A 12,308-nucleotide genomic window follows, 5' to 3' on the forward strand; every position below is an offset into this window, starting at 1 on the left:
GCTCGGCGCGGTCGCCTGGGCGATGATCGGCCGGCCGCAGTTCGCCTTCATGATCGTGATGCTCGCCAACAACTTCTGAGCATGCCCCCAAAAGAGCTCCTCCAGCCGCCCCCGCAACTCCTCGTCGAACAGATCGACTTGGAGCTGCGGCGCCCTCGGAGGCGGCGAGGGCGGCTCGCCGGTCGGCGGCGATGTCGTAGACGGACAGGGGCAGTTGACCCGCCAGGCGGCGGGCCATGGGAAGGCCCATGGCGCCCAGGCCGATGACGGCCGTGCGGGGACGGGGGTGCGGAGACATCTTCGTCCTTCCGGGGAGAGGGGAGGGGAGGGGAGTCGGGCTGCCGGGGACGGGGAGGGCCCCGGCAGAGGGGGTGTGATCAGCGAGGCGCGGTCACGGAAGGGGTCAGGCGCCCGATGACCTCCAGCGCGGTGTCCCGGACCGCGTTGCGGCCCGCCGCCCACAGGGAGACCACGTCGGAGCCGGGCAGCGCGGAGGGGAGGGCCGCGTGGACGGCGTCCAGACAGGCGCGGCGGAGTTCGGCGTTGACGTTGACCTTGGCGACCCCGCGGGCGAGGGCGCCGTGCAGTTCCTCGACGGGCAGGCCGCTGGCGCCGTGCAGGACGAGCGGGACCGGCACGAGTTCGTGGATCGCGGCCAGCCGGTCCAGGTCGAGGCGGACCGGGTCCCTGGTGAGGCCGTGGATGTTGCCGACGGCGACGGCGAGCGCGTCCACGCCCGTCGCGGCCACGAACTCGGCGGCCTGCACGGGGTCGGTCATCGCCGAGCCCACAGAGGTGGCATCGGTGGAGACGTCCTCGTCGCCGGGCAGGGCGCCCAGCTCGGCCTCCACCCAGGCGCCGTGGTCGTGGGCCCGCCGTACGGCCTCCTTCGTGAGCGCGATGTTCTCGGCGAAGGGCAGGTGGGAGCCGTCGGCCATGACGGAGGTGTAGCCGGTCTCCAGACAGGCGGTGATCTCGTCCAGGTCGCGGCTGTGGTCGAGGTGCACTCCGAGGCGGGCGGTGGCGGAGTCCTCGGCGGCGTCGAGCGCGAGCCGCATCAGGGCCTCACGTCCGGCGTGCTTGAAAGGGCTCGAACCCGCCTGGATCAGCACGGGAGTTCCGGCGGCCTCGGCGGCGGCCGTGATGCCCTGGACGGTCTCCAGGTTGTAGACGACGAACCCGGGCAGGGCGTGTCCGGCGGCCGCCGCCTGCTTCAGGGCGTCGGTTCCGTGCAGCAGCATCAGGGGCTCCGGAGCAGTTCGAGGGCGTCGGCGAGGGCGTCGGGGCCGCCGACGTTCCCGGCGAAGACGATGTAGGGGATGCCGGCGGCGGGTCCGTCGACGGGCTCCCAGAGCGAGACGATCCCGGGCAGCAGCGTGCCCCGGGCCCAGGCGCGGCGGATCTGAAGGCCGTGGGTGGCGGTGTCGCTGGAGGTGATGCCGCCCTTGGCGATGACGAAGGCGGGCCGCCGGGTGGCGTTGACCTGCCGTACGGCTTCGACGAGCGCGGCGGAGACCCGGCGCGAGATCGCCAGGCTGTCGTCCGCGTCGGCTCCCGTCACCAGGGTGCGCGAGGTGCGGATCACGGCGTCGGTGGTCTCCAGCGCACCGGCCGCGGCGGCCGCGACCTCGGCGATGTGGGCGTCCCGGACCCGGTCCTCGTCGAGGAGAAGGGCCACGTCGAGTTCGTACTCCGCGATCTGGCCGCGCTCCCGCAACCGGTCCAACTGCCGTGTCGTCAGCGACACATGGGACCCTACGGCGATCAGCCCGTGTGGCGCGTCCCCGCGCAGCGGCCGCAGCTCGGCCGCGGTGAGCGGAGCCCGCCCGGCCTGTCCGGCACGGGCCCGCACGAAGGACGGCCCGACCCGGTAGAGCAGCCGGGTGCCGTTCGACTCGGCCTCGGCGAGGGCCAGCGCCAGCACCCGCAGGTCGTCGTCGCACACGGCGTCCACCACGGCCGTACGACCGCCGCTCGACGAGGACAGCAGCCGTGCCGTATGAGAGGGGCCGCCGCCGCGCAGGTCGTCCAGGGTGATGCGCAGGACCTCGTCGGCGGGGACGCGTCCGCCCGTCTTCTCCTCGACCCAGTCGGGCAGCGAGGAGTTGCGGTAGCCGAAGGTGGCGTCGCGGGCGAACTCGCTCTCGCCGACCGGGAGAAGGCCGTCGGCGGTGCGCATCCAGTGACGGGAGCCGACGGTCAGCCGGCCGGCCTCGATGTAGGCGGGGACCAGTACGACCCCGTCCACCGCGCCGAGTTCCTCGGTCAGGACGTCGGTCTCCAGCGGGAAGTGGCCGCGCAGGGTCGAGTCGCCGCGGCTGGCGAGGACGAAGTCCGTGCCCTCCGCGGCCGCGGCCTCGCGCAGCGCGCGGACCACCTCGCGGTTGCGGGCGGCCGCGTCCTCGGGGGACAGGCTGCGGGTGTTGGTGAGGACGAAGAATGCGGAGCTGTCCTGGCGCAGCGCCCAGCGCAGGTCGTCCACCGTCCAGGAGGTCAGGACCGGGACGTCGGCGACCGTCTGGGTGCCGGTCGGGTCGTCGTCGAGGACGACGAGTCGGGGGCCACCGGAGATCCGGGCGGCCACCTCGGCGGCGCTCACCTCCCGGACCGGGGGGAGCCCTTCCAGCACCGTGGCCTCGGGGACGGGGCCCGTCTGGGCATGGCGGGGTAGGGACATGGCGAATTCCTGTTGCTGTGCGGGGTGGTGTGTGTGACGGGGCGTCAGTCGAAGTCGCGCTTGATGACGTGGGTGCGCAGATCGTCGGCGGTCTGGTTCATGTGGCCGTCCATGGCGGTCCGGGCGGCCTCGGGGCTGCCGGCCTCCAGTGCGGCGAGCACGGCCTCGTGGTGGGCGATGGCGTTCGTACGGATCTCGGGTACGGCCGAGGTCTCCCGGCGCCCCTCCACCAGCAGCGGCCCGAACGGCTCGAAGAGCAGCGGGACGAAGAGATTCCCGGTCGCCCGCATGACGGTGTCGTGGAAGTCGATGTCGGCCTGCACGAACTGCTCGGTGTCGCCCGCGTCGGCCGCCTCGCGCATGCTCGCCAGGTGCCGGCGCAGGACATCCAGGTCCTCTTCGGTACGGCGGGAGGCGGCGAGCTCGCAGGCGCCGTTCTCGATGAGCCGGCGCGCCTCGATCAGCCGCTCCGACAGGGCGCCGCTCGCGGTGCGGGAGGCCGCCCGCACCACCGGCTCCAGGGCGGTCCACCGGTCCGGCGCGTTGACGTACGTCCCCCGGCCGCGCACGACCCGCACGACGTTCTGCGCCCGCAGCTGCTTGACCGCCTCGCGCACGGTCAGCCGGCTGACCCCGCCCTGCTCCGAGAGTTCCCCCTCGGGCGGGAGCGCGGAGTCCGGCGGGTACTGGCCGTCGATGATCGCGGTGAGCAACTGCTCGGCGAGGTCGTCCGAGAGCGACATGGCGGGAACCTCTTCGTTCGGAACGTTCGGAACGTTCGGTTTCGTTCGGCGGCGACATCTGACGTCAGACATCTGATGTCTACGTGCCGGAAACAATGACACCTGGGAAAGGGGGCGTCAATAGAGGACCCGAATATCGCCCAGGCTCAGACTGGCTCCGGACTCTCCGTGTCCGCGTGGCTGTGGTCCGACCGCGGCTTCGGCGCGGGGTGGGCCCGGCTGAGCGCCTCGCCCTCCACGTCGAGGTGCGGCAGGATCCGGTCCAGCCAGCGGGGCAGCCAGGCCACCTTGTCGCCGAGGAGGGCGAGGACACCCGGGACGAAGGCCATGCGGACGACGAACGCGTCGAACAGGACGGCGACCGCGAGCCCGAAGCCGATCGTCTTGATCATGGAGTCGTCGGCGGTGACGAAGCCGGCGAACACCGCGATCATGATGAGCGCGGCCGCGGCCACCACCCGGGCGCTGTACCGGAATCCGGTGGTGATGGACTCGCCGGCGCCCTGTCCGTGGACGTAGGCCTCACGGATCCGGGAGACCAGGAACACCTCGTAGTCCATGGCGAGTCCGAAGACGATGCCCACCAGGAAGATCGGCATCAGGCTCATGATCGGCCCGGTCGCCTCGACCCCGATCAGCGAGGCACCCCAGCCCCACTGGAAGACGGCGACCACACAGCCGAGCGCGGCGAGCACCGAGAGCAGGAAGCCGATCGCCGCCTTGAGCGGGATGAAGATCGACCGGAACACCATCAGCAGCAGCACCACGGCCAGGCCCACCACCACGATCAGGTAGGGGATCAGGGCCCGCTGGACCTTCTGGGCGACGTCGATGTTCAGCGCGGTCGTGCCGGTCACCTCGAAGGTCGCCCCGGTCCCGGCCACGGTCGCCGTACGCTCGTCACGGATCGTGTGGACGAGGTCCTCGGTCTTCTTGTCGGTGGGCGCGTCGGCCGGCACCGCGGTGAAGACGGCGGTGTCGCCCGCGGCGTTGAAGCGGGGCGCGCCGACCGAGACGACACCCGGTGTGGCGCCGATCTTCTTCTCGATCGCCGCGACGGCGGCCTTCGGATCGTCGGCGCCCTTCGCGTCGACCACGACGGTCAGCGGGCCGTTGAAGCCGGGCCCGAACCCGGCGGCGAGGTCGTCGTAGGCCCGCCGCTCGGTGGTGGAGGTGGGCTTGGCCTCGTCACCGGGCATGCCCAGCTGGAGGCTGAGGACGGGGATGGCGAGCACGACGAGGATCACCATCGCGCTGAACCGCACGGGGAAGGGATGGCGCTGCACGAACTCCGCCCAGCGGCTGCCCCGGTTGCCCAGCACCCCCTGCACGCGCCGGCCGGTGAGCCGGTAGCGGCGGGACAGGACGGCCCGCGGCCAGAAGCCGATCAGCGCCGGCACCAGCGTCAGACACACCAGGACGGCGACCACGACCGCGCCGGCCGCGCACAGGCCCATCTTGGTCAGCATGGGGATGCCGACGACCGACAGCCCCACGAGCGCGATCACCACGGTGAGCCCCGCGAAGACCACCGCCGAGCCCGCCGTACCGACCGCCAGCCCGGCCGCCTCCCGCTCCGGGTGCCCGTTGGCCCGCTCCTCGCGGTAGCGCGAGACCACGAACAGGGCGTAGTCGATACCGCAGGCCAGGCCCAACATCGTGGCCAGCGTGCCGGTCGTCGAGGACAGGCCGAACGTGGTGGCCAGCGCGGTGATCGCGGTCATGCTGATGCCGACGCCGAGCACCGCCGTCAGCAGCGGCAGCCCGGCCGCGGCCATCGAGCCGAAGGTCACCAGCAGCACCACGGCCGCGACCAGGATGCCGATCACCTCGCCCAGGCCGCCCGCCCCGGGCGTGCTCGCCAGCGCGGTGCCGCCCATCTCCACGGTCAGCCCCGCGTCCCGGGCCGACCGGGCCGCGTCCCGCAGGGTGTCCTTCGCGGCGTCGGTGAGCTGGTCGGCGGCCACCGTGTAGGTGAGGGACGCGTACGCCGTCGAGCCGTCCTTGCTCACCGCCTGCGCCTGGAACGGCCCGACGGCCGAGGCGACCTGCTGCCCGTCCGCGGCCTCGGCCACCGCCTTGTCGATGGCCGCCCGGTTGGCGGCCGAGGTGACCTTCTCCCCGGAGGGCGCCACGAACACCATCCGCGCACTCGCGCCGTCCGCCTGAGCACCCGGGAACCGCTCCTCCATCAGGTCGAACGCCCGCTGCGCCTCGATCCCCGGCATGGTGAACGTGCTGTCGGGCCCCTCGGACGCCTTGGCGGACGCGAAGCCGAGCGCGCCCAGCACCACGACCCACAGGACGGTCACGTACCAGCGTCGCAGGAAGGCGAAGGACCCCAGACGGAACAGCAGCGAAGCCATCGATCCGCACTCCTCGTGATCGGCCCCCTTTGGTGATCAAAGTGTGGGGCCGGGCTCCGAAGGCCGCACGTCGGAGCCTCCCCGCGGGACAGGGCCAGGTGTACGGCGGTCCGGGTGTGATTCACAGTTGCCAGGAGTCCGGCCGCTGACTGGGGTGCGTCGGAGTAGAGGTCGGCACGCGAGGCCAGAAGGCGGCAGATGCTCACAACTTCCTTACACCGCGGCACCTTTGGACGGTGAAGAGGCGATGTGATCTGGATCACGTCAGCTTGCTGTCAGGTTGCTGGCGGGATGGTGTCAGCCCCGCCTGTTTGCATGTGCTCATCGAGGCCTCGACCCCTTCGCCCCGGCGCTCCGCCCCCTCGCGGAGCCCCCCCGCCACCGAGGAGAACCATGGCCGACACCGTCACCGGGCCCCGGCCCGAAGTCCCCGACTTCCCCATGGAGCGTTCCGCCCGCTGTCCCTTCGACCCGCCGCCCGGTCTGCGGAAACTCCAGGAGGAGGGGCCGCTGGCGAAGGTCCGGCTCTGGGATGGTACCGAGCCCTGGCTGGTGACCCGGTACGCCGAGCAGCGGGCGATCCTGGGCGACGCCCGGGTCAGCGCCGACACCGACCAGCCCGGATATCCCCCCAAGGCCGGTTCCGACGGCAGCGAGGGGAAGCTCGGCTTCATCATGATGGACGACCCTGAGCACGCCCGGCTGCGCCGGATGGTGACCGCGCCGTTCGCCATCAAGAAGATCGAGGCCATGCGCCCCGCCGTGCAGAAGATCGTCGACGACCTGATCGACGGCCTGCTGGCCGGCCCCAACCCGGTGGACCTGGTCGAGGCATTCGCCCTGCCGGTGCCGTCGCTGGTGATCTGCGAGCTGCTGGGCGTGCCGTACGAGGACCATGAGCTGTTCCAGGAGAACACCAAGACGATGGTCCGCTCCACGGCGACGCCCGAGGAGCGGGGTGCGGCGACCCGGGAGATGGCCGGCTATCTGGCAGGCCAGATCACCAAGCGGCTCGCCGAGCCGCAGGACGATCTGCTCTCCAGCATCGCCGGCCGGGTCCCCACCGGTGAACTCACCCACCGGCAGGCGACGGAGATGGCGCTGCTCCTGCTGATCGCCGGGCACGAGACGACGGCGAACATGGTCGCCCTGGGTACCGCCGCCCTCCTTCAGCACCCGGACCAGCTCGCCCTCCTGCGCGAGACGGACGACCCCAAGCTGGTCGCCTCGGCGGTCGAGGAACTCCTGCGCTACCTGCACATCACCCACCTGGGCCGCCGGCGCGCGGTGACCGAGGACATCGAGATCGGCGGCCAGGTCATCAAGGCCGGCGAGGGCGTGATCATGGTCAACGAGATCGGCAACCGCGACCCCGAGGTCTTCGCCGACCCCGACCGCCTCGACATCACCCGCGACGCCCGCCGCCATGTCGCCTTCGGCTTCGGCATCCACCAGTGCCTGGGCCAGCCCCTGGCCCGCATGGAACTCCAGGTCGTCTACAGCACGCTGTACAAGCGCATCCCCACCTTGAAGCTGGCCTGTGCGCTGGAGGACGTGAAGTTCAAGAACGACGCCTTCATCTACGGCGTCCACGAGCTGCCGGTGGCCTGGTGACGGACAACACGACCATCAAGAGGAGAAAACCATGAAGGTGGAGCTGGAAGCCGACAAGTGCGTCGCCTCGGGGCAGTGCGTGCTCGCCGCGATGGAGGTCTTCGACCAGGACGACGACGGCATCGCGATCCTGCTGGAGGAACAGGTCGGCGAGCACCAGCTCGACGACGTCAAGGAAGCGATCGCCGTCTGCCCGGCCGCGGCCATCCGGCTGGTCGACCAGTGAGGCGGATCGCCGTCGTCGGCGCCTCGGCCGCCGGGCTCGCCGCCGCCGAGACGCTCCGTCGCGAAGGCTACGACGGCACGATCACGCTCGTAGGAGACGAACCGCTCGCCCCGTACGACCGCCCGCCGCTGTCCAAGCAGCTGCTGTCCGGCGAGTGGCAGCCCGGGCGACTCGCCCTGCGTACCGCCGACGACCTGACCGCTCTCGACCTGGACCTGCGGCTCGGCGTGGCCGCGACCGGCCTCGAACTCGCCGAGCGGACCGTGCGGTTGGCCGACGGCTCGACAGTGTCGTACGACGGACTGGTCATCGCCACCGGTGTCCGGCCGCGCCGACTGCCCGGCGACGGCGGGCACGTGCTGCGCACCCTGGACGACGCGCTGGCTCTGCGTGAACGGCTCGGGCCCGGGCGGCGGTTGGTCATCGTCGGTGCCGGGTTCCTCGGCGCCGAGGCCGCCGCGGTCGGTCGGCGGCTCGGTTGCGAGGTCACGCTGCTCGAACCCGCCCCGGTTCCGCTGGCCGCCGCGGTAGGTACGGAGGTCGGCGAGTTGCTGACCCGCGTCCATCTGGAACAAGGGGTCAACCTGCGCTGCGGGGTCACCGTCGGCGCGGTGACCGAGGACGGCGTCCGGCTCGCGGACGGTGAATTCGTCGAGGCGGACGAGGTGTTGGTGGCGATCGGTTCGGTGCCCAACACCGGGTGGCTGGAGGGCAGCGGCCTGTCGGTGGGCGACGGCGTGGTGTGCGACGAGTACTGCGAGGCCGCGAAGAACGTCTACGCGGCCGGTGACGTGGCCCGCTGGTACAACCCGCTGTTCGGCACCTCGATGCGGATCGAGCACCGCACCAACGCGGCCGAGCAGGGCATGGCGGCCGCCCGCAACCTCCTCGCCGCCCCGGAGGCGCGCAAGCCGTTCGCGCCGGTGCCGTACTTCTGGTCCGACCAGTACGACATGAAGGTCCAGGCGTACGGGTTCCTGCGCGGCCACGACGAAGTCGCCGTCGTCGACGGCGACTTGGCCGAACGCCGGTTCGTGGCCGTCTACCGCACCGGCGACCGCGTCAGCGGCGCCCTCGCGGTGGGCATGCCGCCCAAGGCCCTGCGTCAGTGGCGCCAGGCCATCGCGACCCGGGCGGCCTGGGACCAGACCGTCCCCGTCCAGGCGTAACCCGCCACAGAGCCCCACAGAGGAGAAAGACGATGTCCACCATTTCCTCAGGTCCCCCGCCTGCCGCGCCCTCGCACGAGGAGCGTCTGCTGATCGGCGGGGAGCTCCGTGGCGCCGCGGACAGCGGCACGTTCGAGGTGATCAACCCGGCGGACGGCACCGTTCTGGGCAAGGTCGCCGACGCGAACCCGGAGGACATGTCCGACGCGATCGCCGCTGCTCGGTGCGCGTTCGACGAGACGGACTGGGCGGTCGACCACCAGTTCCGCAAGCAAGCACTGACCCAGCTCCTCGACGCGCTGACCGAGGAGAAGGAGGAGCTGCGCGAGGAGCTGATCGCCGAGGTCGGCGCTCCGCGCATGCTCACCTACGGCGCTCAGCTGGAGGAGCCTCTGCAGAAGTTCCGCTGGCACATCGACCACATCGACCAGTTCGAGTGGGCACGCCGACTGCCCGACGCCGCCAACCGGTTCACCAACGAGCCCACCGAGCGGTGGGTGGTCAAGGAGGCCATCGGCGTCGTCGCCGCCATCACCCCCTGGAACTTCCCCTTCGGACTGCTGCTCGCCAAGCTCGCCGGCGCTCTCGCCGCCGGCAACACGGTTGTCGCGAAGCCCGCACCCGAGACGCCCTGGAACGCCACCCGCATCGGACGGCTTATCGCCGAGCGCACCGACATCCCGGCCGGTGTGGTCAACATCGTGCCGACCAGCAACCTGGACGCGGCTGAACTCCTGCTGACGGACCCGCGCGTCGACATGGTGTCGTTCACCGGCTCCACGGCCACAGGGCAGCGCATCCTCGAACTCGCCGCGCCGACGTTCAAACGCACCATGCTCGAACTCGGCGGCAAGAGCGCGTCGATCATCCTCGACGACGCGGACCTCGCCCAGGCGATCCCGCAGGCGCTCGGAGCGCTCGCCCACTCGGGCCAGGGCTGCGCGCTGCCGACCCGGCTGCTCGTGCACCGCAAGGTCTACGACCAGGTCGTCGCCGGCCTCACGCAGGCGTTCCAGCAGGTGTCCTGCGGCGATCCGCAGGACCAGGCCACGCTGGCCGGCCCGGTCGTCTCGGCCCGGCAGCGCGACCGTATCGCCGACTACATCCGCGTCGGCCAGGAGCAGGGCGCGACGCTCGCCGCCGGCGGCGGTGTCCCCGACCGTCCGGGCTTCTGGGTCGAGCCGACCCTCTTCGTCGACGTCGACAACGACTCCACCATCGCGCAGGAGGAGATCTTCGGGCCGGTTCTCACCGTGACCCCGTTCGACACCGACGAGGAAGCGATCCGGCTGGCCAACGCCAGCCGGTACGGCCTGGCCGGATACGTCGCCTCGGCCTCGACGGAGCGGGCGCTGCGCATCGCGCGCGCCGTCCGCGCTGGCAGCCTCATGGTCAACGGTGGCTCCTTTTCCGGCGGGGACGCCCCGTTCGGCGGTTACAAGGCCAGCGGCATCGGGCGCGAAGGCGGTCGCGAGGGCTTCGAGGCCTTCACCGAGACCAAGACCATCGGATCCGCGCTCGCGCTCCCGCTCTCCTGACGCAATCCCCCTGAGAGGAACTGGGCACATGAACGACTACTTGGACTACACCGGCAAGACCGCGGTCGTGACCGGCGCCGCCTCCGGCATCGGCAGGGCGACCGCTCGGCGGCTCGTCGAGCTGGGCGCCGAGGTCCACGCCATCGACTACGCGCAGACCGAACTGGCGGGGCTCGCCTCCGCGACCCAGGCGAACCTGGCGGTACGGGAGGACATCGACCGGGCTTTCGCCTCGCTCCCCGAGTACATCGACGCGTTCTTCGGTGTGGCCGGAGTCTCCGGTCTCCAGCACGACTACAACACGACCTTGCTGATCAACTTCGGCGCCTACAAGTACATCTCGGACACCTACCTGGGGACGCGGATGCGCGACGGCGGCGCCGTCCTCTACGTGACCTCCATGGGCGGCGTGAACTGGGAGCGCTACCAGGAGGAACTCGAAGAGCTGATCCAGGCCGAGGGGTGGGACACCCTCGTCAAGGCGTTCGAAGGACTCGGGCTCAACGACCAGCCCGGGGCGGCCGCCTACGCCCTCTCGAAGAGGCTGCTCAACCTCTTCATGGCGCACAGCGCCACCGCACTGGCGAGTAGCGGAATCCGGGTCAACGCCGTGCTCCCCACGAGCACCGAGACGGGCCTGACGTCGGACTTCGCCGTGATGTCCGGCGGACGTGAGTCGCTGGAGTCGCGCGCCGGTCTGATCCAGCGCCTGGCCACACCGGAGGAGATGGCGGACCCCATCGTGTTCCTCAACTCCCGTGCGGCGCGGTACATCTCCGGCCAGCCGCTCATGGTCGACTTCGGCGCCCGCAACCTGCAGCTCCTCGGCCGCACGACCGACACACTGGACCGCCCGTTGATCAAGGACGCGTAGGTGGCAGGCGTCTGATTCCCGGCGGTACGCCGGGAGGGGTGTGCGAATGCCGCGTACCCGTCCCGGCGTCAGGCGGATGCCCCGTCGTTCTCCAGGGCCGGTGCCAGGAGATGGCACAGGGCGTCGGCCAGCAGGCGCAGCGGGTCCGCGGTGTCCGACGGCCACCCGGCGGCGATCCACATGGAGAAGAACGACTCGGTCTGCAGCACCGCCATCAGCGCCCGCTGGCGGGCCTCCCCGGGGTCGGTGCCCCGCCAGCGGTCGGGGTGCCCGAGGAGGAGGCCGACGTAGTGCTCGTGCGCCTTGAGATACTGTGTGCGGCTCTCACTGAGACTCCGGAAGGCCCCCGGGGCCGCCGCGTTGGTGACCCGGCGGATGGGCGCCATCTCCCGCCAGCGGGTCTCCGCGTCGTCGAGCCAGGCCCGGATGCCGGCCGGCGTCCACCGCGGGAGTGCGGCCAGTTCGGCGTACGCCTCGCCCATCAGGCCGTACACCCGGTTCACGAGCGCGTCGACGATCTCGGCCTTGCCGGGGAAGTGGGCGTAGACCGTCACCCGGGTCACCCCCGCGGCCTGCGCGATGTCCTCCATGCGCGCGTCGAGAAAGGACTTCTCGGCGAACACCGCGACGGCCGCGTCGAGCAGTCGGCGGTGCGTGAGCTCTTTCTGCTCTTCGCGCAGGTTCTTGCGGGGTGTCGGCTCCATGCACCCAGTCTCTGCTACGAGCGCCGTACGACTTCACCATACGCCGTGTATGGTGACCTGATGTCGCCATACGCAGCGTATAGCGAATTGAGAACCTGCCGAGGAGCGCAGTGAACGAGTCGAGTTCCACGGAGACATCTCCCGCATCCCGTCGGCAGATACTGAAGGTGCTCAGCGGTCTGCTCCTCGCCCTCTTCGTCTCGACCCTCAGCAGTACGGTGGTCTCCAGCGCGCTGCCGAACATCATCGGATCGGTGCACGGGACGCAGACCCAGTACACGTGGGTCGTCACCGCGTCCCTGCTCACCACGACGGCCACGACTCCGATCTGGGGCAAACTCGCCGACCTCTTCAGCAAGAAGACGCTGCTCCAGGCCGCCATCGTCATCTTCGTGCT

12 protein-coding genes are annotated in these 12,308 nt (G+C 71.0%); 6 read left to right on the plus strand and 6 right to left on the minus strand.

Annotation, left to right across the window (positions count from 1 at the left end):
* The 5 genes from ABZ896_RS49335 to ABZ896_RS49355 form a co-directional block, all read right to left on the minus strand.
* Positions 1 to 298 (minus strand): NAD(P)-binding domain-containing protein (locus ABZ896_RS49335; protein WP_360944880.1); only part of this gene is annotated, 298 nt, incomplete at its 3' end.
* 79 nt (positions 299 to 377) lie between these two features.
* Positions 378 to 1,241 carry a class II fructose-bisphosphate aldolase gene (locus tag ABZ896_RS49340; RefSeq protein ID WP_360944883.1) on the minus strand — a complete coding sequence of 288 codons (864 nt, stop codon included), beginning with the start codon at positions 1,239 to 1,241 and terminating at the stop codon, positions 378 to 380.
* Complete coding sequence (locus tag ABZ896_RS49345; protein ID WP_360944886.1) at positions 1,241 to 2,677, minus strand: four-carbon acid sugar kinase family protein; 1,437 nt, start codon at positions 2,675 to 2,677, stop codon at positions 1,241 to 1,243. The genes ABZ896_RS49340 and ABZ896_RS49345 overlap by 1 nt, the downstream gene beginning before the upstream one ends.
* A gap of 44 nt (positions 2,678 to 2,721) precedes the next feature.
* Positions 2,722 to 3,420: a FadR/GntR family transcriptional regulator gene (locus ABZ896_RS49350; protein ID WP_360944889.1), complete on the minus strand. Its 699-nt coding sequence runs from the start codon at positions 3,418 to 3,420 to the stop codon at positions 2,722 to 2,724.
* A 146-nt stretch (positions 3,421 to 3,566) separates the two neighbouring features.
* Positions 3,567 to 5,786 (minus strand): MMPL family transporter, encoded by a 2,220-nt coding sequence (locus ABZ896_RS49355; RefSeq protein ID WP_360944893.1) that lies wholly within the window; start codon positions 5,784 to 5,786, stop codon positions 3,567 to 3,569.
* A 393-nt stretch (positions 5,787 to 6,179) separates the two neighbouring features.
* Between ABZ896_RS49355 and ABZ896_RS49360 the strand changes: the two genes are divergently transcribed.
* The 5 genes from ABZ896_RS49360 to ABZ896_RS49380 are packed head-to-tail and all read left to right on the plus strand — an operon-like array spanning position 6,180 to position 11,207.
* Entirely contained in the window at positions 6,180 to 7,400 is a 1,221-nt protein-coding gene (locus ABZ896_RS49360) for a cytochrome P450 (protein ID WP_360944896.1), read from the plus strand.
* Positions 7,401 to 7,431: 31 nt separating this feature from the next.
* A complete protein-coding gene (locus ABZ896_RS49365; protein WP_360944899.1) occupies positions 7,432 to 7,626 on the plus strand; it encodes a ferredoxin in 195 nt (64 codons plus the stop codon).
* Complete coding sequence (locus ABZ896_RS49370) at positions 7,623 to 8,795, plus strand: FAD-dependent oxidoreductase (protein WP_360944902.1); 1,173 nt, start codon at positions 7,623 to 7,625, stop codon at positions 8,793 to 8,795. The genes ABZ896_RS49365 and ABZ896_RS49370 overlap by 4 nt, the downstream gene beginning before the upstream one ends.
* A gap of 32 nt (positions 8,796 to 8,827) precedes the next feature.
* Complete coding sequence (locus tag ABZ896_RS49375; RefSeq protein ID WP_360944905.1) at positions 8,828 to 10,333, plus strand: aldehyde dehydrogenase family protein; 1,506 nt, start codon at positions 8,828 to 8,830, stop codon at positions 10,331 to 10,333.
* A gap of 28 nt (positions 10,334 to 10,361) precedes the next feature.
* Complete coding sequence (locus ABZ896_RS49380) at positions 10,362 to 11,207, plus strand: SDR family oxidoreductase (RefSeq protein WP_360944908.1); 846 nt, start codon at positions 10,362 to 10,364, stop codon at positions 11,205 to 11,207.
* Positions 11,208 to 11,275: 68 nt separating this feature from the next.
* On the opposite strand, the gene ABZ896_RS49385 is transcribed toward ABZ896_RS49380, so the two are convergent.
* Complete coding sequence (locus ABZ896_RS49385; protein WP_360944911.1) at positions 11,276 to 11,911, minus strand: helix-turn-helix domain-containing protein; 636 nt, start codon at positions 11,909 to 11,911, stop codon at positions 11,276 to 11,278.
* 110 nt (positions 11,912 to 12,021) lie between these two features.
* Here ABZ896_RS49385 and ABZ896_RS49390 point away from each other — a divergent pair.
* Positions 12,022 to 12,308: MFS transporter (locus ABZ896_RS49390; protein WP_360944914.1), on the plus strand; the 287-nt coding region annotated here is incomplete at its 3' end.

It is taken from the genome of Streptomyces sp. NPDC047072 (assembly GCF_040643855.1).
Taxonomy (GTDB): Bacteria; Actinomycetota; Actinomycetes; order Streptomycetales; family Streptomycetaceae; genus Streptomyces.